At 45.8% G+C, this 21,570-nt stretch carries 24 protein-coding genes and 1 tRNA gene; 14 read left to right on the forward strand and 11 right to left on the reverse strand.

The features are described from left to right. Positions 1 to 330 precede the first annotated feature (330 nt). Positions 331 to 2,664 (forward strand): PAS domain S-box protein, encoded by a 2,334-nt coding sequence (locus QMD03_07200; protein ID MDI6777010.1) that lies wholly within the window; start codon positions 331 to 333, stop codon positions 2,662 to 2,664. A gap of 60 nt (positions 2,665 to 2,724) precedes the next feature. On the opposite strand, the gene QMD03_07205 is transcribed toward QMD03_07200, so the two are convergent. The 5 genes from QMD03_07205 to nth all read right to left on the reverse strand — a co-directional run bounded on the left by QMD03_07205 (position 2,725) and on the right by nth (position 5,963). Then, a tRNA-Leu gene (locus QMD03_07205) sits at positions 2,725 to 2,811 on the reverse strand. 56 nt (positions 2,812 to 2,867) lie between these two features. Then, positions 2,868 to 3,239: a preprotein translocase subunit SecG gene (gene secG / locus QMD03_07210; GenBank protein MDI6777011.1), complete on the reverse strand. Its 372-nt coding sequence runs from the start codon at positions 3,237 to 3,239 to the stop codon at positions 2,868 to 2,870. A 28-nt stretch (positions 3,240 to 3,267) separates the two neighbouring features. Further along, a complete protein-coding gene (tpiA, locus tag QMD03_07215) occupies positions 3,268 to 4,023 on the reverse strand; it encodes a triose-phosphate isomerase (GenBank protein ID MDI6777012.1) in 756 nt (251 codons plus the stop codon). 117 nt (positions 4,024 to 4,140) lie between these two features. Continuing rightward, entirely contained in the window at positions 4,141 to 5,157 is a 1,017-nt protein-coding gene (gene gap / locus QMD03_07220) for a type I glyceraldehyde-3-phosphate dehydrogenase (protein MDI6777013.1), read from the reverse strand. Between the two features lie 155 nt (positions 5,158 to 5,312). After that, entirely contained in the window at positions 5,313 to 5,963 is a 651-nt protein-coding gene (gene nth / locus QMD03_07225; GenBank protein MDI6777014.1) for an endonuclease III, read from the reverse strand. 287 nt (positions 5,964 to 6,250) lie between these two features. Between nth and QMD03_07230 the strand changes: the two genes are divergently transcribed. From QMD03_07230 to QMD03_07280, 11 genes are all read left to right on the forward strand, one after another. Next, the gene (locus QMD03_07230) at positions 6,251 to 6,730 is read left to right on the forward strand and encodes a Na+/H+ antiporter subunit E (protein MDI6777015.1); all 480 of its coding nucleotides are present in this window, start codon (positions 6,251 to 6,253) and stop codon (positions 6,728 to 6,730) included. After that, positions 6,731 to 6,997 (forward strand): monovalent cation/H+ antiporter complex subunit F, encoded by a 267-nt coding sequence (locus QMD03_07235; protein ID MDI6777016.1) that lies wholly within the window; start codon positions 6,731 to 6,733, stop codon positions 6,995 to 6,997. It begins immediately after the preceding gene. Continuing rightward, entirely contained in the window at positions 6,998 to 7,357 is a 360-nt protein-coding gene (gene mnhG, locus QMD03_07240; GenBank protein MDI6777017.1) for a monovalent cation/H(+) antiporter subunit G, read from the forward strand. After that, the gene (locus tag QMD03_07245; protein ID MDI6777018.1) at positions 7,358 to 7,603 is read left to right on the forward strand and encodes a DUF4040 domain-containing protein; all 246 of its coding nucleotides are present in this window, start codon (positions 7,358 to 7,360) and stop codon (positions 7,601 to 7,603) included. After that, the gene (locus tag QMD03_07250) at positions 7,600 to 7,878 is read left to right on the forward strand and encodes a hypothetical protein (protein MDI6777019.1); all 279 of its coding nucleotides are present in this window, start codon (positions 7,600 to 7,602) and stop codon (positions 7,876 to 7,878) included. The genes QMD03_07245 and QMD03_07250 overlap by 4 nt, the downstream gene beginning before the upstream one ends. Continuing rightward, positions 7,872 to 8,354 carry a Na(+)/H(+) antiporter subunit B gene (locus QMD03_07255; GenBank protein MDI6777020.1) on the forward strand — a complete coding sequence of 161 codons (483 nt, stop codon included), beginning with the start codon at positions 7,872 to 7,874 and terminating at the stop codon, positions 8,352 to 8,354. Before QMD03_07250 ends, QMD03_07255 begins: the two co-directional genes overlap by 7 nt. Further along, positions 8,332 to 8,715: a cation:proton antiporter subunit C gene (locus QMD03_07260; GenBank protein ID MDI6777021.1), complete on the forward strand. Its 384-nt coding sequence runs from the start codon at positions 8,332 to 8,334 to the stop codon at positions 8,713 to 8,715. Before QMD03_07255 ends, QMD03_07260 begins: the two co-directional genes overlap by 23 nt. Next, entirely contained in the window at positions 8,712 to 10,214 is a 1,503-nt protein-coding gene (locus QMD03_07265; GenBank protein ID MDI6777022.1) for a monovalent cation/H+ antiporter subunit D family protein, read from the forward strand. The genes QMD03_07260 and QMD03_07265 overlap by 4 nt, the downstream gene beginning before the upstream one ends. A gap of 9 nt (positions 10,215 to 10,223) precedes the next feature. Continuing rightward, positions 10,224 to 11,714 carry a monovalent cation/H+ antiporter subunit D family protein gene (locus QMD03_07270; protein MDI6777023.1) on the forward strand — a complete coding sequence of 497 codons (1,491 nt, stop codon included), beginning with the start codon at positions 10,224 to 10,226 and terminating at the stop codon, positions 11,712 to 11,714. Positions 11,715 to 11,904: 190 nt separating this feature from the next. Further along, positions 11,905 to 12,171, forward strand: coding sequence for a hypothetical protein (locus tag QMD03_07275; GenBank protein MDI6777024.1), 267 nt, complete (start codon positions 11,905 to 11,907; stop codon positions 12,169 to 12,171). Then, on the forward strand, positions 12,164 to 13,864 hold the full coding sequence (locus QMD03_07280; protein ID MDI6777025.1) for a Na(+)/H(+) antiporter subunit D: 1,701 nt from the start codon (positions 12,164 to 12,166) through the stop codon (positions 13,862 to 13,864). The genes QMD03_07275 and QMD03_07280 overlap by 8 nt, the downstream gene beginning before the upstream one ends. Positions 13,865 to 13,933: 69 nt before the next feature. Here QMD03_07280 and QMD03_07285 read toward each other — a convergent pair whose 3' ends face one another. Next, positions 13,934 to 14,761, reverse strand: a complete 828-nt coding sequence (locus QMD03_07285; GenBank protein ID MDI6777026.1) for a formate dehydrogenase accessory protein FdhE — start codon at positions 14,759 to 14,761, stop codon at positions 13,934 to 13,936. Between the two features lie 364 nt (positions 14,762 to 15,125). Here QMD03_07285 and mobB point away from each other — a divergent pair, with 364 nt between their 5' ends. Beyond that, positions 15,126 to 15,617 carry a molybdopterin-guanine dinucleotide biosynthesis protein B gene (gene mobB / locus QMD03_07290; protein MDI6777027.1) on the forward strand — a complete coding sequence of 164 codons (492 nt, stop codon included), beginning with the start codon at positions 15,126 to 15,128 and terminating at the stop codon, positions 15,615 to 15,617. A 6-nt stretch (positions 15,618 to 15,623) separates the two neighbouring features. Next, positions 15,624 to 17,936 (forward strand): ATP-dependent RecD-like DNA helicase, encoded by a 2,313-nt coding sequence (locus QMD03_07295; protein MDI6777028.1) that lies wholly within the window; start codon positions 15,624 to 15,626, stop codon positions 17,934 to 17,936. Positions 17,937 to 18,222: 286 nt separating this feature from the next. On the opposite strand, the gene QMD03_07300 is transcribed toward QMD03_07295, so the two are convergent. The 5 genes from QMD03_07300 to QMD03_07320 form a co-directional block, all read right to left on the reverse strand. Continuing rightward, on the reverse strand, positions 18,223 to 18,438 hold the full coding sequence (locus tag QMD03_07300; protein ID MDI6777029.1) for a hypothetical protein: 216 nt from the start codon (positions 18,436 to 18,438) through the stop codon (positions 18,223 to 18,225). A 22-nt stretch (positions 18,439 to 18,460) separates the two neighbouring features. Then, positions 18,461 to 18,877 carry a hypothetical protein gene (locus QMD03_07305; GenBank protein ID MDI6777030.1) on the reverse strand — a complete coding sequence of 139 codons (417 nt, stop codon included), beginning with the start codon at positions 18,875 to 18,877 and terminating at the stop codon, positions 18,461 to 18,463. Between the two features lie 187 nt (positions 18,878 to 19,064). Beyond that, positions 19,065 to 19,676, reverse strand: coding sequence for a BglII/BstYI family type II restriction endonuclease (locus QMD03_07310; GenBank protein MDI6777031.1), 612 nt, complete (start codon positions 19,674 to 19,676; stop codon positions 19,065 to 19,067). Further along, positions 19,673 to 20,620 (reverse strand): site-specific DNA-methyltransferase, encoded by a 948-nt coding sequence (locus QMD03_07315; protein ID MDI6777032.1) that lies wholly within the window; start codon positions 20,618 to 20,620, stop codon positions 19,673 to 19,675. Before QMD03_07315 ends, QMD03_07310 begins: the two co-directional genes overlap by 4 nt. A 714-nt stretch (positions 20,621 to 21,334) precedes the next feature. Beyond that, the coding region (locus QMD03_07320) for a hypothetical protein (GenBank protein MDI6777033.1) at positions 21,335 to 21,570 on the reverse strand (236 nt) is incomplete at its 5' end.

Raw genomic sequence — 21,570 nt, forward strand, 5'->3', positions numbered from 1 at the left:
TTGGCATTTTGGCGAAAAAGGCTGAATCCAAATTTCCAGATGTCTGAATTTACAAATGGGTGATTCCTTTTTGCAATTATTATCAACCTTCTTGATTTTGCCGTTAAAATTGATCCTTAACACGGTGATACTTCCACCCCGGTAGATCGTTTCGTAAATAACTTACCAGATTCATGCGTCTGTAGTTCGTAGCCGCAGGCTTTAGCTTGCGAATTTGCATTGTATCCCGGGTACTCTTTTGCAGAGTTTTGCACATTACTTCCTTAAGTGCTGTCATCGCGTTATGCCGCAGCCCCGGGTTTAGCTTAGAGAGAAGCGGAGAATTTGCAGATGAGAAGAACAGCTATAATCATAATCGTTGCCCTAGTGTTGGTGATCGGGGGAATATGGAGCGTTTATAAGGGCTATCTTCGGGTAGCCGCTGAGGCAGAAGAACAATTCAAGATGCATCAGGTGGCCGAGGCGAGAGATATAGGCCATGAGGCGGAACTGGTCATGGGCCATATTATGGACAAGATGATGAGAGGCCAGACGGGGACAGATACGTATATCAGCGGCTGGCACCGGGGGGAAAAGGGAAAAATCGAAAAACTAATGGCCTATGCCCCCTTTTCCCTTGGTGACGGGCACTATTCGGTGGCGCTGGCAACTCCCAGAGCAGGAGCCATTCCCGGAAGCAGGAAAAATTTCGTAAACGCTCTCGGAGGGTTAACTATTGTTACCCTTATAATACTGGTTGGTATTTTGTCTGTTTTAAGGATCAATCGCAGGCGGAGCGAGTTACTCAAGGGAAAAACAAAACTCCTGGAGGAGATAAGGGAATCCGAGGAAAGATACAGAAACCTGTTTAAAAACTCCCTTGATGGCGTTTTTACGGTAGATAATGAAGGAAATATTACCTCCTGCAATAGGGTGATAGAGGAAATGTTAGGTTACACCACCGGAGAACTTATGGCATTGAACTACAGAGATTATATGGATCCTGAAACGGCTGATTATGTCTTTCAGAGATACAATGAACTCTTTCGCACCGGCAGACCGATCCGTGGTTTGTGTTACGAAATCGTCCGCAAAGACGGTAAAAAGAGGATAGTGGAAGGCTATGTAAGTTTAATAAAGAAGGGGGGGTGGATCGAGGGCTTCCAGGGGTCGTTGCGGGATATAACAGAGCAAAAAAAGATGGAAGAGGCGCTCCTCGAAAGCGAGAGAAGGCATAAAGCCCTCTTTGAGGAAGCGAGAGAAACCAAGGACTTTCTGGAGACCATTTTCGAAACATCGCCGGATATGGTGACAACTACAGATAAAAAGGGTTTTATTACCTTTACCAATCGGGCGGCAGCAGAAATCTTAGGCTATAAAAAAGAAGAATTATTGGGGAAGCATGTCTCAGAATTCTATGATCGGGGAATGGAAAGGGCAAGGGAGATTAATGATCTTCTAATCAGAGACGGGGAACTCCGTCATTACAGGTTTAAAAGTACCAACAGGGAAGGAAGGGAAATATGGGTCAGTCTCTCCGGTGCGCTCCTTAAGGATAGTGAGGGAAAAGCAATCGGAACACTCGGCTTTTTTAGAGATATTACGCCGCTGGTAACGGCGGAGGAAGAGCTCAGGACATCTGAAAAGAGGTACCGGGACCTCCTCCAGAATTCAAGTGATCTCATCTACACAGTGGATATAGAGGGTAGGTTTACCTCCTTCAACAAGGCGGGGGAGGAGGTAACAGGTTTTGCGGAAAAAGATATCCTGGGAAAACATGTATCTATCATAGTTCCCCAAGACGCTATCGAAAAGGCAGAGGCAGAAATAAGGAAACTATTAAAAGGTGAAAAGAGCGAACGATTCGAGATAAATATCCGTAAATTCGGGAAGGGATCACTTATCGGCGAACTGAGTCTCTCCCTCATCTGGGAAGGGGGAAGGGTTATCGGAACCATGGGGATAATACGGGACATTACCGAGAAGAGGAGGGCGGAAGAAGAGATCAGGAAAAAGAATGAAGAGCTGGAAAACTTTGTTCATTCTGTTTCCCATGACCTGAAGGCGCCTGTCGTTTCCATCCAGGGCTTTTCTTCCATCCTCCTTACCAATTATCTCGATAAATTGGATGACAATGGGAAAAGATATTTAACTCGCATTCAGAGCAATGCCACGAAGATGCAGATGATTATTGCCGACCTCCTTGAATTTTCAAGGATCGGTATGGTAGTCAGTAACTTCGAGAATGTTTCCCCCCGACAGATCATCACCGATGTTTTGACTATGTTAGCTCCCCAACTTAAGGGTTTAAAGGTGAATGTGGAGGGAGAATTGCCCACTATCCGTGGTGACAGAAACAGGATCTATCAGGTCTTTGAAAATCTGATCCAGAACTCTATCAAGTATATGGGAGGTACAGAAGGTCCGATGATCAGGATTGGATGTGAACCGAGAGGCGAGTTCTATGAGTTCTACGTGAGGGACAATGGGATAGGTATTGATCCCAAATATCATCAAAAGATATTTCAGATCTTCCAGAGGTTGAACGATGTGGCAGTTGAGGGAACTGGCATCGGTCTTGCCACTGTAAAAAAGATTGTGGAAACGTATGGCGGGGCTATCCGTATAGAATCAGAAAAGGGAAAGGGGGCAACCTTTTACTTCACAATGCCCAGGGCAGCCTGATCAGTGATTGGTAGGGAATCAGAACACAGTTCTGATTCCCTTTTTTGATGGTTAATCCATTGGTGCCGAAGCCGGGACTTGAACCCGGACGGGCGTGGCCCACTACCCCCTCAAGATAGCGTGTCTACCAGATTCCACCACTTCGGCAAACGCCTTTTCAAAAAACACCATCATATCCCCTGCCCTCTGATGAGGGGGATTCTTCACTTCAATGGCGGGGTTTCTGTCTTCGTTTTTTGCCCTGTGGTTCCCGTTGATGTGCCTGGGGGAATACCTTGTTTCGCCGCCTGTGTCTGTGGTACCGTTCTTTCAACCGCCGGTCGAGAATAACTATCCATCAACGACGCCCCCTTATGGATAGCATACGACAGGACAAGGGATGTCAACATAAAAACCGCGGCCACTACTGTCGTCATTTTTCCGAGAAAGGTTCCCGGACCACTGCTGCCGAAGATAGTTTGGCTTGATCCGCCAAAAGCCGCCCCCATATCTGCACCCTTACCTGCCTGAAGGAGAACGACAAAAACCAACATCAGGCAAGCGATGATATGCAAGACAGTAACAAGAGTTTGCATGTTAACCCATCCTTAGAGAAAAATTCATTCAAAACCTTACAATCCTGGTGAACGATTCGACATCCAGGCTTGCCCCTCCTACCAGAGCGCCATTTATGTCCCGCTGAGCCATCAGATCACGGATATTGTCTGGACTAACGCTTCCCCCATAGATGATAGTAAAATGGCAGGCGATTGCCTTTTCATAGTTCGTCTCCACCATGTGGCGAATAAATGCATGCACTTCCCCGGCCTGCTCCGGTGTCGCCGTCTTACCGGTACCAATGGCCCAGACCGGTTCATAGGCAACAATAACATTTTTTATATCATCAGCAATAAAATTATTCAACCCCTCTTTGATTTGCCTTTCAACAACGGCGAAGGTCTTTCCTTGCTCTCTTTCCTTGAGGGTTTCCCCGAGGCAGAGTATTGGTCTCAGGCCGAATTTCAGGGCAGTCCTGACCTTCTTATTGATTACCTTATCTCTTTCACCAAAAAGGGTACGGCGTTCTGAATGGCCTATGATGACGTATTCGCAGCCGGCATCGGCCAGCATCGGGGCGGACACCTCCCCCGTATAGGCCCCCTTCCCCCCGGCATCCTCGTGGAGATTCTGCGCACAGAGGTGAATCCCTGAATCCTTCAGCGCCTCCGCCACAGCATAAAGGGCTGTAAAGGACGGGGCAATGACCACATCCCTGTCGAGGGGTTCGGCGAGGGTCTTCCTCAGGCGAGATGCAAAATCAACCGCCTCCCCTATTGTTTTATTCATTTTCCAGTTGCCGGCGATAAATGGCCTGATCATTATTACGCCTTAAAAGCTGATAGTCTCGCAAGATCAAGAAATAAAATGGACTTTTCAGGCAGACTCAAAGCTTCCTCCCCATGTACAGGGCGAGGTCTATGACTTACGACTTATGACTTACGACTTACGACTTTTCCTCCCCATGTACAGGGCGAGATCCCTCATCCGGCATGCATAACCGCTCTCATTGTCGTACCACGCAAATACCTTGACAAAGTTTTCCCCAATCACCTTGGTCAGGGGGGCATCCACGATGGCTGAGTAGGAACTGCTCGTAAAGTCTATGGAAACCAGTTCCTCCTCGCAAAAAGCCATGATGTCCTTTAGCTTTCCCTCAGATGCCGCCTTCAAGGCACCGTTGACCTCACCGACAGTAACCGGACATCCGACCTCCGCCGTCAGATCCACCAGAGAGACATTGGGTGTCGGGACCCTCAACGCCAGTCCGTCAAGTTTTCCCTTTAAAGCGGGAATCACTTCGGTAACCGCAATGGCTGCTCCCGTTGATGTGGGAACAATGGACATGGCCGCTGCCCGGGCCCTTCTCAAGTCTTTATGGGAACCATCGAGAAGCCTCTGATCCATGGTGTAGGAGTGTACCGTTGTCATGAGTCCTCTGATAATTGTAAATTCGTCGTGGAGGACCTTGGCCACGGGGGCAAGACAGTTTGTAGTGCACGATGCATTGGATATGATGTGATGTTTTGCCGGATTGTATGCATCTTCATTGACTCCCATTACGAAGGTGCCGTCAACCCCTTTTCCGGGGGCGGAGAGGATGACCTTCCTTGCCCCGGCGGTAAGATGTCCCACGACCTCGTCTTTCTTTCTGAACTTGCCCGTTGATTCGAGGACGATATCAACGCCTAATTTTCCCCAGGGAAGGTCGGCGAGATTAGTGGTGACGTTTGTTACCTTGATTTTTTTACCATCTACAACGAGAGCATCTTCCTCCACGGCAACATCGGCTTTGATTTTTCCGTGAACCGAATCGTATTTGAGAAGATGGGCGAGGACATCCGGCCTGGCCCTTGAGTTAATGGCAACGATGACAATGTCATCGCACCCGAGGCATGCCCTGACGAGGTATCTGCCGATCCTGCCGAAGCCATTAATGGCTACTTTAACAGCCATGATTCACCTCCTGTGGAATTTCAATAAGAGACCCTGATGAATAATATCCACGCCGCAGACTTTAGTCAACCATTTTTTCCTCTGCATCATTTCCCCTGTAGTTGCCCCTGGATTTTCCTCTGTGATCAGGAAGGAAAGGGTTTGAAGAACCGACCCTACCGGCTCCTGGTAACACCCACCCTGTCGCAGTAGCCTGCCACAGGACAACTGCCGCAGAGCGGGGAGATGGGGCGGCAGATATTCCTGCCGAAAGCCACCATCAGTGTGTTGTATATGGGCCAGTATTCAGAGGGTAGTTTCTCTCGGAGGGCATACTCCGTTTGTTCAGGGGTTTTAGTCCTCACATAACCGATGCGGTTTGAGATACGGTGAACATGGGTATCCACGCATATCCCGTCTTTCCTATATCCCAGTGATACGACGAGGTTGGCTGTCTTTCTCCCCACACCTTTGAGAGTAAGCAGCTCGTCAATGGTGTCAGGGACCCGCGCATCAAAGCGATCAATCAATTCCTGACAGATGTGGATGATAGTCCTCGCCTTGTTTCTGTAAAAACCGCAGGGATAGATCGTCCTGATGATCTCCTTCTCGGGAAGTTTCAACATCTCTTCCGGGGTGGAGGCAAGGACGAAAAGCCTCTCTGTAGCCGCCGCGGTGACTTCGTCCTTGGTTCTCAGACTGAGTATAGTGGAAATAAGGATGGGGAAAGGTCCCCGTTCCTCCTTCGCCAGATAAGAAACAATGGGAAGTTCCCACCTTGCTTTCCTGAGAAGATGAATAACATCTGTAATGTCCTGGTCATTCATTAATTTGTATCAATCAAACGGGTTTTTTCACAAGTATAGCGTTGCTGTATATATCCCTCCGGTTTCGAGAGTTCAAGCGATTATTTGTCTGACCTATCTTTTCTCGTAATAGTTCACCGCAGAGACGCAAAGGACGCTGAGGTTAAGTTTTTTGGTGAACTATTGCCTTTTCTCTTAAATAAACGCGTGCCTGAAGGAAAATAACTTGCAAAAAGCGGTAACCTAAAATATAAACGGCACAATGTCAAATTAGATTAAGAGTTGGATAGTTTGTGGGAGGGGATGTCATGGCCTTTACTGTTACCTTCTTTATCTTACTTACTTTCTGGATATTAATGTCAGGACTCTTTGATCCCTGGCATTTTACTATAGGGATTATAGCATGTGCCCTGGTTGCTTACATGTCCCACGATTTCCTATTTAAGGACATAAGGTCTAAAAATAAACACCTGGAGGTGATTAGATTTATTAAATATCTACCCTGGCTTTTTTATCAAATTGTAATAGCAAACCTCCATGTAGCCTACTTAGCTTTACATCCAAACATGGCAAAACTTATTGACCCCCACATAATAAAGTTTAAGACAACCTTAAAAAAGGACCTATCTCTGGTAACCTTCGCCAACTCTATCACCCTTACCCCCGGCACTATTACGGTATTGATCGAAGAAGACCGTTACTATGTGCATGCCATAAGTTGGTATGTGGCAGAGTCCTTACCCGGGGATATGGAAAAAAAGGTAGGTCATATATTTATGGAGGATTAGATGGAAGATTTCTTTTTAGCCATCGCCCTTGCCTTAGGTTTTCTTATATTCTTTTCTCTATATAGGGCGGTATTTGGTCCTACGGTATTTGACCGTATAATCGGTGCTGGCTTTATCGGCACTAAGACAACCGCCATTTTAGTGCTAATAGGATTTATATATAAAAGGATAGATATGTTTGTAGATATTGCATTGGCTTACTCTATTTTGAACTTCGTAGGCACCCTGATTCTCTCCAAATACTTTTTAAGGAAAGGGGCTAAATAGATGGTCATTACAGTTATAGCAGTGATATTCATGGTGGCAGGCCTCTTCTTTTTTACTGTAGCTACTATCGGTTTTTTGCGTTTTCCTGACTTTTACTGCAGGATGCATGCCACAGGAAAGGGCGACACTTTAGGGACAGCCCTTCTCCTTTCAGGTCTAGCCTTACATAATCTGTATCACGACTTTTATTGGTTAGGTTTTGTTCAAAGTGCAAAATTGATATTTATTGCTGTCTTCTGGTTTTTAGCCAATCCTACAGCCACCCATGCATTGCTTAGAGCTGCATTTGAATCTGATTTTACACCATGGACTAAGGATGAAAGAGCCATTATAGAATGGCCACCAAAGATGGAGGAATAGATGATCTGGCAATTAGACTTTTTATTTTTATTTCTTGCTGTCATAGCCGCTGCGGCTTCTATAACGGTAAAGGATTTGCTCGGCGCTGTAGTACTCCTTAGTGCCTTCAGCTTTTTTATGTGTCTGATCTGGACAGGGATGGGTGGAGTAGATGTTGCATTTACCGAGGCTGCTGTGGGGGCAGGTGTAAGCACCGCCTTTTTCGTTGCTGCCGTTTATAGTACTACAAGGAGGACAAAGGATTGAAAAAGGTGCCTGCCTTTATTGCCATTATCATAACAGCGATCCTGCTTATTTACGGAGCGGAGGAACTCCCCAAATGGGCTGATCCTAATCAACCAGCCAGCCGCCATGTCTCACCCAGGTATATAGAAAAGACCGTTGAAGAGACAGCAGTGCCAAATATGGTTACCGCTGTGCTTGCTGACTACAGAGGTTATGATACCATGTTTGAGACAGCCGTGATCTTTACTGCAGGTATTTGTGTCATGCTTATTTTAAGGAGGCCAAAGAAGTGGTAAGAAAGGTTGAGGATGTTATTATCCAGACCCTGTCCAGATTTCTTATACCATTTATGCAACTCTATAGCCTTTATGTCTTTGCCCATGGCCATAGCAGCCCCGGGGGAGGCTTTCAGGGAGGTTGTATCTTAGCTGCAAGTCTTATCCTTATGGTTATTACCTATGATTTAAATGAGGTAAAGAGGCGTTTCAAAGAAAAGACACTTCTCATATTCTGTTGCCTCGGGGTCTTTATCTATGCCGGTACCGGCTGGGTATGCCTGCTACTGGGTGGTAATTTTTTAGATTATGGATTTCTGAGTAAGATCTTACCAGCAGACCCTGTAAAGGCAAGGTATTATGGCATGGCAATGATAGAGTTAGGAGTACAGATTACAGTCACGGCCGTTATGGTCTCTATCTTTCTTGATCTGGTAACAAAAGGTGAACACGAAGAGGTATTGGAGGAGAAGGATGCTGGAATACATAATAAGTAAATACAACTATTGGATGTACATAGTCCTTATCTTGATAGGATTCTATGCAATGATGGCCAAAAACAATCTAATGAAAAAGCTTATAGGTATGGGTATATTTCAATGGGCCATCATATTTTACTTTATGTCCATCGGGGCAAAAAAGGGCGCCACTACACATATTATAAGTGGGCACGGGGCTACACAACATATTGTCCGTGCAGTAGATTTTGTAAATCCACTGCCTTCTGTGCTCATGCTTACAGCCATTGTAGTAGGGGTGGCTACTACAGGCATTTCCCTTGCTATACTTATAGCCATTTATAGAAGGTATGGCACCTTAGAAGAGGATGAGATTATTAAAAAGGAAAACAGTAAGTGATCTCTGAACAATTTCCTGCCCTCATTGTAGTTACTCCTTTAATTCTCTCTTTCTTTATCCCTGTAGTGGGGTGGTGGAACAGAAAGCTGTGTCTTCCTATCGTCCTTATTGCCTTATCTGTATGCCTGGTCTCCGCCTTTGGCATTCTTGATACAGTCATAAAACACGGGACCGTACACTACCGCTTAGGAAATTGGGAACCTCCCTGGGGGATAGAGTATGTCATAGACCATCTCAATGCCTATGTAGCAATTATAGTATCATGTATCGCCCTCTTAGTGGCCATCTATTCAAAAAAGAGCGTTGAACAGGAACTACCTGAACACAAAATTCCCCAGTTTTATACACTTTTTCTCTTAAATATTACCGGTCTATTAGGCATCACGGTTACGGGTGATGTATTTAATCTTTATGTGCTGTTAGAAATTGCCTCGTTTTCTGCCTATGGCCTTGTAGCCATAGGGGAGGAAGGGGCGCTTGTTGCCAGTTTTAGATATGTGATTATGGGGACCATTGGCGCCTGCCTCTATTTGCTTGGTGTAGGTTACCTTTATATAGTCACTGGCTCACTCAATATGGCTGACTTAGCTCAATTGCTACCTCACCTCTACCATTCTAAGGTAGTGCTGGTTGCCTTTGCCTTCTTTATGGTGGGAATAGCTATAAAGATGGCACTTTTCCCGCTTCATGTATGGCTTCCGGATGCCTATACCCATGCTCCATCGGCAGTGAGTGCAGCGATTGCAGCCACAATGACCAAGGTAGGGGCCTATGTGATGATAAGGATTATGTTTACCGTATTCAAGCCTTATTTTTCCATAGAGACGATACCGGCGACTACCATACTCGGCTGGGTGGCTGTAGCTGCTATGATTTTCGGTTCCATACTTGCCATTGCCCAATCCGATCTTAAAAGGATGTTCTGTTATATCTTGCTTGCCGAGGTGGGTTATATAGTGATGGGCATCAGTCTAGCAAACCGGATGGGCCTTACAGGAGCTATCCTCCATATCCTTAATGATGCCTTTATGATGGCATGCCTGTTTTTAGTAGCAGGGGCCATAATGTATAAGATGGGTACGAGAGATATCCGCAATTTCAGATACCTGCATAGAAAGATGCCCTTTACGATGGCTGCCTTTACCATAGCTGCCCTCTCCGTGATAGGGATACCACCTACCTGTGGCTTTTTCAGTAAGTGGTATTTAATCTTAGGGGCGATTTATGGGGGGCAGTGGATGTTTGCCGTAGTTCTCGTGCTGAGCAGCTTATTAAGCGCGGTGGTATTTTTCCGGGTGATAGAGAAGGTATATTTTGAACCCACAGTAGACATTCACAATGGAGAAAGTCATGAGATGGTTGAGGTTGTTAGGGATGAGGCCCCCTTGAGCATGCTTCTTCCCATATTCATCACGGTTGCAGGGATAATGTTATTGGGTATCTTTAGCGGAAAGATTATCTCTACTGTGATTCAGTTCGCAATTCCCGCAGGCTTTTAGGAGGGACGGATGGAGATCATAACATCCATAAGACCAGTTTTAGCTATCATGGTCTCTCTTGTCGCGGCCTGTCTTATTCTTCTTACCAGCGAGAAATCAAGAAATCTCAGAGAGTTATGGACAATCCTGGCCTCGGTGGCTAAATTTGCAATTGTCGCCTCTATGATTCCCCTTGTCCTTCAGGGTAAAGTCTTAGAATACACTGTAATTTCCCTTGCACCCGGGCTTTTATTGCAATTCAGGGTAGATGCCTTTGGCCTTTTGTTTGGCGTTCTGGCTTCTTCGCTCTGGATCGCCACCTCCATATATTCTATAGGTTATATGAGAGGCTTAAAGGGGCATGCACAGACAAGGTATTTCTTTTGTTTTGCCATAGCCCTTTCTGCTACCATGGGGATTGCCTTTGCTGCCAATCTACTAACCCTCTTCATCTTCTACGAGATATTGACCATAGCTACCTATCCATTAGTGGCTCATAAAGAAACACCAGAGGCCATAAAGGCCGGCAGGAAATATCTTGCCTATACACTAACGGCGGGGGTCGTCATATTATTCGCCACAGTGCTTGTCTATCGTCTGACCGGAACCCTGGATTTTAAACCTGGTGGATTTATAGCAGGCTATGCCTCGGCAGATATGCTCCGATTTTTATTTGTAGCCTTAATTTTGGGCTTTGGTGTAAAGGCAGCTATTATGCCTGTACATGAATGGCTTCCTACTGCCATGATTGCCCCTACACCGGTAAGCGCCTTGCTTCATGCCGTGGCAGTGGTGAAGGCGGGCGTGTTCGGTGTCTTAAGAGTTATCCTTTATGTCTTTGGCCCAGAACTCCTCCACGACTCAGGGCTCTGGTTAATATTGGCCTATTTTGTCTCCTTTACCGTAATCGGGGCTGCCATGCTTGCCCTGGCACAGGATAACCTGAAGAGGAGGCTTGCATTTTCTACCATAAATAACCTGGCAATCATCATCCTTGGGGCAGCTTTACTTTCTCCTGGTGCGATAAGAGGTGGGATGCTTCATATGGCCTACCACGGCTTTATGAAGATCACCTTGTTTTTCGTTGCGGGAGCCATCTATGTAAAGACTCATAAAGAAAATGTGAGTGAACTGGATGGATTGGGCAGGCAGATGCCTCTCACCATGGGTTCATTTGCCATAGGAGCTATGGGGTTGGCTGGAGTGCCGCTTACCTGTGGGTTCATAAGTAAATGGTATCTATGTATGGGTTCCCTGGAAGCCAAAGAGATTGTCTTTCTTTTCGCCTTTCTTGCCAGCGCCCTTCTGGATGTAGCCTTCTTCTTCCCTGTAGTGTACAGTTCCTTCTTTAAGAAACCGGGGAAAGATGTAAACCCACGTTTTGATGAGGCATCTATGTTTATGGTAATTCCCCTTATGGTCACGGCCATTATTTCCGTGATATTGGGGATTTTTCCCAATGCCTTTGTACATTTCTTTGAGATAGTTAATCTTGCCGTAGAAAACATATTGGGGATTTAAAATGAGCGAAGAAAAAATGGAACTCATTCATGAGCCTGTACCAGGATACAGGAAAATATTCTTCATAGTACTGGCAATAGCCGTTTTGTATCTTGGCATCATTTTCTTGAATACGCTCTGACAAATAAAGTCCATTTGGAATCACCTCCACACGCGGAAGGCATGGGAGGATGGTAAGGAGGACATCAAGATGAACAGGGAAATTGAAACAAAAGAGGAGAAAGAACATCTTTTTGACAAACCCAGAAACGTAAAGAGGCTCCTGGGGTTTTTTTATACATTGCTTTTATTGCTCCTTATCATTGACTTTTTTATCCATAAACATCCTTATTCCCCATGGGAGGGCTCACCCCAGTTTTATGCGGTATTCGGATTCGTGGTCTGTGTTGCCCTGATTTTTGTAGCGAAGTATATATTGCGGCCCATCGTAAAGAGAAAAGAGGATTACTATGATTAATACGGTTCCTCCAGCAGCAATATTCATCATTGGGGCATTGCTCATCCCGCTTTTAAGGGGAAGGCTGAAAAGTATATATCTGTTGCTGTTACCCATTGTTGGCTTCATAAACCTGATCAATATACCTGAGGGTACGCACTGGGTTATCAAGTTTCTCGATTATGATCTTGTCTTTGGCAAGGTTGACAGGCTCAGTCTCCTTTTTGGATACATCTACCACCTGATATCCTTTATAGCAATCCTTTACGCCCTTCATGTAAAAGATGATATCCAACATGTGGCGGGCTTCGTTTACGCTGGAAGCTCTCTAGGAGTTGTCTTTGCAGGTGATCTTTTTTCTCTTTATCTCTTTTGGGAAATAATGACCTTTAGCGCCGTAGTTTTGGTCTGGTCAAACAGAACAAAGGCATCACTTGCTGCAGGTTTCAGATATCTTCTGGTTCATGTCGCCGGAGGCCTTTGCCTTCTCGCAGGAATCGTCCTTTATGTGATTAATACCGGGTCTATTGAATTCGGGTATATAGGATTAAAGGACTTGGCGACTTATCTTATTTTTATTGGATTTGGCGTAAATTGTGCGTGGCCTTGTCTCCATCCATGGCTTCCTGATGCCTATCCGGAGTCAACAATCACAGGTGCCGTATTCATGTGGACCTTTACGACAAAGACTGCAGTCTATGTCCTCGCAAGGTCCTTTCCGGGAACTGAAGCCCTGATATGGATTGGTGCTATCATGACAGCATTCCCCATCTTTTATGCTGTTATCGAGAATAATCTCAGAAGGGTCCTTTCCTATAGTCTGATTAACCAGGTCGGGTTCATGGTCTGTGGCATCGGGATAGGTACAGCTCTCTCCATAAATGGCACACTGTCCCATGTCTTCTGCCACATCCTTTACAAAGGCCTCCTTGTTATGTCCATGGGCGCTGTTATGTATCGGACAGGTAAGATCAATTGCACAGATCTGGGAGGGCTTTACAAAAGCATGCCTCTAACATGTATCTTCTGTATTGTAGGTGCAGCATCCATTTCTGGATTTCCACTTTTCAGCGGCTTTATAAGTAAGTCAATGGTCATGGAAGCAACCGCACTCGGAGGTATGAATATCATATGGTTTCTTTTACTATTTGCCTCAGCAGGTGTCTTCCACCATGCAGGCATTAAAATCCCTTATTTCGCGTTCTTTTCCCATGACTCTGGAATTCGGACAAAAGAAGCCCCTCTCAACATGCTTCTTGCCATGGGAATAGCTGCGTTTTTGTGCGTTTTCATCGGTGTGTTTCCCGGACCTTTATACAGTCTTCTCCCCTATCCTGTGGACTTTGAACCATATACACCATTTCATGTGGTGGGCATGAGCCAATTACTTTTCTTCTCCGCTTTAGCCTTCACACTTCTCATACTCTCCGGCATCTATCCAGCAGAAATGAGGGCCATCAATCTTGATGCTGACTGGTTCTACAGAAAGGCGGGGGTTGCTTTTTATCGGTTCTGTAATGTACCCCTGAATAGCTTCAGGCTTGGCGCACAGAATTTCTTAACCAGAGTGGTAGATTCTACTGCAAAATTGAGCGGAGGGGTTTATGACCCGGTCATACACAGAAGACCTATGGGCCTGGGGATTTTCCTCTCCCTTAGCTTAATATTTCTCTTTGCCCTGATTTATATGATCTCCATTTATGGGAGATTCTAAACCAAGGAGAAATTACCATGAAACCACGGAATCCTCTTTTAAAGATACTGCTTCCCGTAGGCTGACATGCTAATCGTACCCCTCATCGTAGGCAAGCATATCAAGGTGTAACGTGGCAATATCCTCAACATCGAGATTAACCTTTGTCCTCGTGTCTCTGAAATCTACCATTTTGATATATCGCTTACAAATATTACACACATCAAGCCGGTATCTCTCATCACCTTCTACTGTGAAATAGGCAAGGTATTCCTCATTGCCGCAAAACGGGCATTTTATGGATGTGAAGCACCATTCAAATCCGCACCGATGGCAAAAAAGGTAGCGCCATCCCTCCTCCTCCTCTTTAATTTCCCCGATCTTAGGTTCTTTCCCGCAGATCGGACAGTATCCCTGAGACCATCCTGATCTGTTGATAATTTCACCATACTTTTCTGCAACCATTTCCAGTTGCGGCCGCAAACTTTCTTCGGCAAACAATTCGACAAGATCAAGCGAGTCATCATCTAATCTGCCGTCCAGTTCACCTGCCGTCCCATCCAGAGTAGAAAAGGAATGACGGATGATCCTCTCAAAATCAAGGTTACCACTTTCAACCATCCGGGCTATCTCCTTAGTTTCACCGGGCACCCGTTTCTCGGCAATTTCGAGGAGTTTAAGAAAATATTGTTTAGGTTCTGTCAGGTCAAAATTTCCTGCGGAAAAATCAATGAGAGGTAACCCCCCGACCATTTTTTTCTCTATGAGGTTTTCGTCTACCCGGAAAATTGTATCTTTCATCTTCCGCTGATACTCTTCTCTCAGAATCAATATCTCTCCAAGGATATCAAGCAGTTCCTCATAAATTGGGTTCGTACTTTTATAATGTTCTATGGTTTTCAGTGCATCTTTCAGCATCTTAATCCTTTCCCTCGATTCTCCCCGTATTTTGCCAGCTCCCGAGTATGCCCTGCGCCTTTGCCCCTCTCAAGCCTACCTGAATAGTTACTATCGCTTTATTTTATATCCTTTTGGCTGTAAGTGCAAACAATTATTTGCACAGTTCATTACTTCCTTTGACGTAAAATGCGTGTACCCTTCAGGCAACTCTTTACGATTATTTACCTGAAGGAAAATAACTTGCAAAAAACAATAGCTCGCAATATAAAATGACGCATTGTTTTCAGGTTGACGGGCGTTTCTTTGCCTGCAGATATCGCCCCGAAGGTGGGGAGGGTGTCCAATTTAAAACCGATTATTTCTTTAACGAAAACCCCTTGACATGATCCCCATCGTCTCCATCGTTGGTAAATCAAATGCCGGTAAAACGACATTGATAGAGAAACTGATCCCCGATCTGATCAGGAGAGGATATCGTGTGGCTACCATAAAACATGATGTCCACGGTTTTGCCGTTGACCAACAAGGAAAGGACAGTTGGCGGCATAAAAAAGCGGGGGCCCGTACCGCCGTCATCTCATCACCCTGGAAGGTAGCCGTCATCGAAGATGTGGAAAGAGATCACGATCCTGCTGAACTCAGGGACAGATATATCAGGGATGTAGATATTATCTTGTCTGAAGGGTACAAAGGGAGCCCTCACCCCAAGATAGAGGTCTTTCGCGTGGCGCTGGGAAGTGACCTTCTCTGTTCTCAGGAGGATAATTTGTTTGCCATTGTTAGTGATCAGCCGCTAAAAGCCGGTGTGCCCTGCTTTGATATCAATGATTTGATAGGGTTGGTTGACCTTATCGAAAGGGAATTTCTCAAATAGGAGGGAGTGTTTCAGAAAATCTCCCGATATAGTTTCCCCCCATTACTACTGTTCCTTACCGTCCCGCAAACCGGGGCCTTTCCGATCCACCCCGGTCAATTGAGGGAGATGAAGGAATCAATGACCTCAGAAAATCTCATAGATCTCCAGGGCCAGATCGAGCGCATTACCTATACGAACGAGGAAAGCGGGTACACCATCGCCAGGGTGAAGGTTTATGGCCGGCGTGAATTAGTTACCGTGATCGGCAGCCTCTTCCATCCAACGCCGGGCGAAATTATCAGGATGAAGGGCAGATGGAGCAACCACCATAAATATGGAGAGCAATTCAGGATCATCTCCTGTGAGTGCACAACTCCCGCATCTGTTTACGGAATGGAGAAGTACCTCGGATCAGGACTGATCAGGAGTATCGGTCCCGTGATGGCCAAACGCATCGTCAGGAAATTTAAAGAGGAAACGCTCAACATTATAGAGCATGATATTAACAAACTCTCCCAGGTTGAGGGCATCGGCGGAAAGCGGGTTGAGATGATCAAAAAGGCCTGGGAAGAGCAAAAGGAGATTCGGCAGGTCATGCTCTTTCTCCAGTCCCATGGAGTCACTTCCGGATATGCTGCCAGGATCTTCAGACAATACGGTAATGACTCCATAAGGATCGTTAAGGAGAATCCCTATCGTCTGGCAACAGACGTAACCGGTATCGGATTCATTACCGCAGACAGAATTGCGGAAAAATTGGGATTTGCCAGGGACTCAGCATTGAGGGCTGGGGCGGGGATCCTCTATGTCCTCAACGAACTTGCCGATGAGGGTCATGTTTACTATCCCTATGAACCTCTTATTGCTAAATGCCAGAAAATCCTTGATGTGGGAAGGGAAATTGTCGCCGATGCCATGGACGCCGTTGGTGCGGACAGAAGGATTGTCATCGAGGATTTAAGGGGAGGAGACGCCGCAGAAACAGGAGATAACGGCAAGGCGGTTTACCTCGCCCCCTTTTATATTTCGGAGACGAATATTGCTGCCCGTCTGGCCTCACTGGTCCGCGCCCCGGAGATCGTAAGAAAGATTGATGCCCAAAAGGCTGTTCAATGGGTTCAGGAGAAACTTCACATTACCCTGGCGGAAAAACAGATTGAGGCCATTAAGTGCGCTGCCCAGCAGAAGGTGATGGTTATTACCGGTGGTCCCGGCACCGGTAAGACGACGATCATCAACGCAATTCTCAGGATCTTCTCTGCCGTCAGGGCGAAAATTATGCTTGCCGCTCCGACGGGAAGAGCGGCAAAGAGGATGAATGAGGCCACGGGGCACGAAGCCAAAACGATCCATCGGATGCTTGAGTATAGCATGCAGAAAGGCGGTTTTCAGAAAAATGACCAGTCCCCTCTCAATTGCCATTTATTAGTTGTTGACGAGGCTTCCATGATTGATACTATCCTGATGCACCACCTCCTGAAGGCAGTGCCCGTCAGGGCGACACTCATCCTGGTCGGTGATGTGAACCAGCTTCCCTCCGTCGGCGCCGGGAATGTCCTCAAAGATATCATTGATTCCGGAACGGTCCCCGTGGTTGAACTGACCGAGATCTTCCGACAGGTAAGGGAGAGCTCTATTGTTGTCAACGCTCATAAAATCAATGAGGGGACGGTCCCGTATCTAAAGTCTTCCCCGGAAAAGCTCCAGGACTTCTATTTCATTGAGGAGGAGGAACCGGAAAAGCTCCTTGCCCTGATCATTACCCTTGTCAGAGAACGGATACCTAAGAGGTTTCGTTTTAATCCCCTTGACGACATTCAAGTTCTCACCCCCATGCACCGGGGTACGGTGGGTGCCGAGAATCTGAACATGGAACTGCAGAAGGCCCTGAATCCCCGGGATGACGGGGTCCTCCGGGGGGGTAGGAATTTCCGGGTCAACGATAAGGTGATGCAGATCAGGAATAACTATAACAAAGATATTTACAATGGGGACATTGGCCGGATTACCGCCATTGATGAGGAAAATCAGGAAGTTACCGTAACCATTGATGAAAGGCAGGTGACCTACGGCTACGGTGAGCTTGATGAACTCGTCCATGCCTATGCGGTGTCCGTTCACAAATCTCAGGGATCGGAGTATCCGGCGGTGGTTATTCCCATCGTGACCCAGCATTATATGCTTCTCCAGAGAAACCTTCTCTACACAGCAGTGACCAGGGGGAGGAAGCTTGTCGTTTTGGTGGGATCCAGGAGAGCTCTGACAATTGCCGTGAAAAACAACAAAACCCGCCGGCGCTACACCTTATTGAAACAACGGCTGATTGCCAATTTTTGATAAGAGTTTCTTCTGCCTGATCTTTCTCGCTTGGCCATTGCTAAGAGGTGCCGCTCCCTGTTGAAATGAAAATCATGATCTTACGGAACGGAAAACCGTGTATTCTATCGCCTTTTGGGTTCAGTTTGGAAACGCAAATTACACTGCGACCCCTTTTCCTCACTTATCCTTCATGTCAATACCTTATTACCAATGCCTGACCCCTCTTAGTGACCCTTCGAAAACCAATGACCGCTGTAAAGGGCACGGCTTTAGCCCGTCCGTCTTCAATGATTTGTTCGGCTTCCTATGCAGTCATGCGACTTTCAGCAAACTGGCTGGGATGGGACCACAAGTACTCTCGGACCTCCAAATTCATCCGGTCCAGCTCTGACAGAAAACCGGCTACTGACAGACTATAGTTCTCTGGATTTGTTTCCATTTTGCGAAGATGTGCAACCTGCTTTTGAAAGGGGGTGATCCTCTCCAGAGTCGTTTTATACTCTTCCTCATTATGAATCATTTATCAAAACCTCCACAATTCCTCATTTCTTTCTATCGCGTTTTACCTGCCAGTGCTCGATGGCTGCGTCTCCCCCATCAAGCGCCGCCACACATCTCACCCAGAATATGCTTGCTCCCTCGTAATTCTGGGCAGCCATGTGATGGAAAAGAGTCCGTGCCTCGCCAGTGACCTGCCGTACATCAAAGGCATCCTCCATTAGGAGGAAAATATCAATGTCCTGTGGATCAGGCTTGTCGGTGACGAAGGACCCAAAGATGATGAACCGAGCCACTTTTCCCGTTTTCACAGCCAGTGAGTGGATACGCTGCAATCGCGCCGCCACGATAGATCTTTGAAAACTACCTTTGCCAAAGTGCTCCATGACATCGCGCAAAGGGGCTTGATGAATTCCTGCTGGAAGATCTCCACTCTCGTTAAACCTCGGCCATCTTTTCATAATTGAAATCGTAAATCAGAGACGAAAATAGTGCAAAAGTTTCTCGTGCCGAACATAACGTGGCCATCACCAGTGGGCAGGGCAAACGGGCCTTTGTAAAAGGTGATTAAACACAAAACTTGGTAAAAACTTCAAACCGCACGACCCTGCCCATCTGAGTGCATGGCGTTGTTCTCTGGTTATTCGTTTATGGTGCAATCCCAATAATAATCAACGGCACTGCCGGGACACCTCGTCCCTGTCTGACGATATTGTAAAGCTCGCCTTCGTAATAGCCGACACCGGAACTCATGTGCGCTTGGAGGGATTTCATTGGTAGAATTTCTACGCCGACATCAATACGGTCGCCGACGTAAAAGGCAAGATGTTTTACAAAGAGGTCGTAGGCCACAAATGAATATTTGCCAAATTGAACTTCGACTGCAACACGATCCTTCACGAAGTCCGTTTGATTGTAACTGAAAATTGGTATTTCACCCGCCGCCTCAATTTCTTTCTTTTGTTCTTCGGAAGGTATTGTGAGAGTTTTCCGAATCAGTTTTTCGTTCTTGGTAACCCAATAACTGACTCTGCTTTCCTCCCATTTATTAGCGCGAAGTAATTTCGAAAAGGCTGAATTCATATCGATCGGGCTGTAAAGCAGTTTACCTTTCATAGTTTTTTCTTTAGATACTTTAGTTTTACAGGCATCTGCATTTACGAGATCAATAACATTTTTGATTTCATTCCATAATTTTGGTCTGTGAACTATCAAGAACTCCAAACCATTCAGATGTGAGTATGTTTCGATAATCTTCATTTTGAAGAGTACCTCGCGCGTTTTTCAAACAGTCTCAATTGGGCATCTTCTTGTTTTTTTGTCCAAGGAGCAATTCTTAAGCTGTTTCCTGCTTCCTCTGGATCGTAAACAGGTTTATCCATTGGACGCGTTCTTAATGTTCCTGCAATTTCCTTCTCAATCCTCTCTCTTGCAAGTTTAATATACTTCGTGACTGTCTCTGCCCCTGCACCCCTGCGCTTATGACGAATAGACGCAATAATTGATGTGCCAGTACCCAGAAATGGATCCAAGACCCAATCACCCTCGTTAGTCATTGATAGAACCAGTCTTTCAATGAGTTCAACTGGAAACTGACATGGGTGCTCTGTCTTTTCCACATGATTGCTTTTGACGTTGGGAATAACCCACAAATCTCCAGGGTTTTTGCCCAGTGGATTGCATGAGTATTTCCCGGCATTTGGCCCTTTGAAATATTTTTTTCCGGGATACTTTTGTGGCACTCTAATAGGGTCAAGATTGAATATGTATTTATCAGATTTTGTGAACCAAATGATGGTCTCGTATCGTCCAGAAAGCCGACGGCTACAATGCAGGCCGTGCTCAAAGTGCCAGATAATGCGATTTCTCATCTTGAGGCCCAAACCCTTGAAAATAGGATATAGCACAGTATCGAGAGGGATGATCGCACCGTTTTCGACATAATTTCCGACCTGCCAGCAAATACTGCCATGAGGGGAAAGGCACCTTACGCACTCCCGAATGACTGCTGCCTGCTGGTCAAGATATGATTCCAGCTTGAGCCGTTTCTCATATTCTTTTCCGATGTTGTAAGGTGGTGATGTGACGACAAGTTTCAGGGACTCATTGGGGATAGTTTTTAATAATTCCAGACAATCGCCTGGATAAAGAACGATGTCTTCAGAGAGGGAAAAAGTATTCGCTATTCTTCGTTTATCGAACATGATTTTATGATAACAAAATGACGCTTTGGAGTCAATGGATTCCTTTTATCTATTCAGAGAGTAACTACTCAGGTTCAAAGTTCCAGGGTTCAAGGTTGATGGTCTCGTAAAAAGTCGGAAAATACCGTTTTCCGTCATTCCGGCGAAAGCCGGAATCCAGTCTTTTCAAGTAGTTGCAGACCATCTGGACTCCGGTTTTCACCGGAGTGACGACTTTTTACGAGTTCATCAAGGTTAGGGAGCGATGAAGATTGAACGGAAACTCTTTTCTTGTCATTTCGACCGAAAGGAGAAATCTTCAAGTGCCGGAAATATGAGTAGCGCAAAGCAGCCAACCGTGAACCAGACAACCTGAGTAGTTACTTCAGAGAACGCGGCAGTGAGGGGCTGGCGTGTTTGTTGCAACAACGATTCATCTAAGGAAAATGGTACTTTACCACTGAAGAATTAGCACCCCATTTAATAGCCAGTCCCTCTCAACTGCCTGGTTATATGATCTTTATTTATTTGCCCACTTAATAGAAAGGATTCGGTATTTGTTGTCGCTTCCGCCACTGCGGCTACATTTCAACTCTACTTTTCTTCCTAATACCTCTTTATTTGCTTTTATGGGGCCATATGAACCAGGAGCAATTCTTGGCCGTCTTACTAAACCAATTTCTTGTGAAAGACTAGTCTGTTCGTACTTTTCAAGTCTCCTTCCTTATATACTCTTCATATCCTCATATATGCTTCAAAGGACGTTTCATCGTAAAATTCCTTTCCTTCATGTTCTTTAAGAAGTATTACTACAACTTCATTAAATGGTTTGTTCAAAATCTTTACATCTTCAATTGTTCCTATGATTTTCTCTTGTTCCCAATTGAGAGAAAATACGTCGTAATGCTCTCCGCGACCACCGGCCTTGACGAAACTGAACGGACGTTCTCGGCGTCTGGTGAAGCGATTTG

Source organism: Syntrophales bacterium (genome assembly GCA_030018935.1).
GTDB lineage: Bacteria > Desulfobacterota > Syntrophia > Syntrophales > CG2-30-49-12 > CG2-30-49-12.

Excerpts from the sequence above, each read along its gene's own strand:
- QMD03_07200 (MDI6777010.1), top strand. The coding sequence starts at position 331 with ATGAGAAGAACAGCTATAATCATAATCGTTGCCCTAGTGTTGGTGATC.
- secG (MDI6777011.1), bottom strand. The coding sequence starts at position 3,239 with ATGCAAACTCTTGTTACTGTCTTGCATATCATCGCTTGCCTGATGTTG.
- tpiA (MDI6777012.1), bottom strand. The coding sequence starts at position 4,023 with ATGATCAGGCCATTTATCGCCGGCAACTGGAAAATGAATAAAACAATA.
- gap (MDI6777013.1), bottom strand. The coding sequence starts at position 5,157 with ATGGCTGTTAAAGTAGCCATTAATGGCTTCGGCAGGATCGGCAGATAC.
- nth (MDI6777014.1), bottom strand. The coding sequence starts at position 5,963 with ATGAATGACCAGGACATTACAGATGTTATTCATCTTCTCAGGAAAGCA.
- QMD03_07230 (MDI6777015.1), top strand. The coding sequence starts at position 6,251 with ATGGCCTTTACTGTTACCTTCTTTATCTTACTTACTTTCTGGATATTA.
- QMD03_07235 (MDI6777016.1), top strand. The coding sequence starts at position 6,731 with ATGGAAGATTTCTTTTTAGCCATCGCCCTTGCCTTAGGTTTTCTTATA.
- mnhG (MDI6777017.1), top strand. The coding sequence starts at position 6,998 with ATGGTCATTACAGTTATAGCAGTGATATTCATGGTGGCAGGCCTCTTC.
- QMD03_07245 (MDI6777018.1), top strand. The coding sequence starts at position 7,358 with ATGATCTGGCAATTAGACTTTTTATTTTTATTTCTTGCTGTCATAGCC.
- QMD03_07260 (MDI6777021.1), top strand. The coding sequence starts at position 8,332 with ATGCTGGAATACATAATAAGTAAATACAACTATTGGATGTACATAGTC.
- QMD03_07270 (MDI6777023.1), top strand. The coding sequence starts at position 10,224 with ATGGAGATCATAACATCCATAAGACCAGTTTTAGCTATCATGGTCTCT.
- QMD03_07275 (MDI6777024.1), top strand. The coding sequence starts at position 11,905 with ATGAACAGGGAAATTGAAACAAAAGAGGAGAAAGAACATCTTTTTGAC.
- QMD03_07280 (MDI6777025.1), top strand. The coding sequence starts at position 12,164 with ATGATTAATACGGTTCCTCCAGCAGCAATATTCATCATTGGGGCATTG.
- QMD03_07285 (MDI6777026.1), bottom strand. The coding sequence starts at position 14,761 with ATGCTGAAAGATGCACTGAAAACCATAGAACATTATAAAAGTACGAAC.
- mobB (MDI6777027.1), top strand. The coding sequence starts at position 15,126 with ATGATCCCCATCGTCTCCATCGTTGGTAAATCAAATGCCGGTAAAACG.
- QMD03_07300 (MDI6777029.1), bottom strand. The coding sequence starts at position 18,438 with ATGATTCATAATGAGGAAGAGTATAAAACGACTCTGGAGAGGATCACC.
- QMD03_07305 (MDI6777030.1), bottom strand. The coding sequence starts at position 18,877 with ATGAAAAGATGGCCGAGGTTTAACGAGAGTGGAGATCTTCCAGCAGGA.
- QMD03_07310 (MDI6777031.1), bottom strand. The coding sequence starts at position 19,676 with ATGAAGATTATCGAAACATACTCACATCTGAATGGTTTGGAGTTCTTG.
- QMD03_07315 (MDI6777032.1), bottom strand. The coding sequence starts at position 20,620 with ATGTTCGATAAACGAAGAATAGCGAATACTTTTTCCCTCTCTGAAGAC.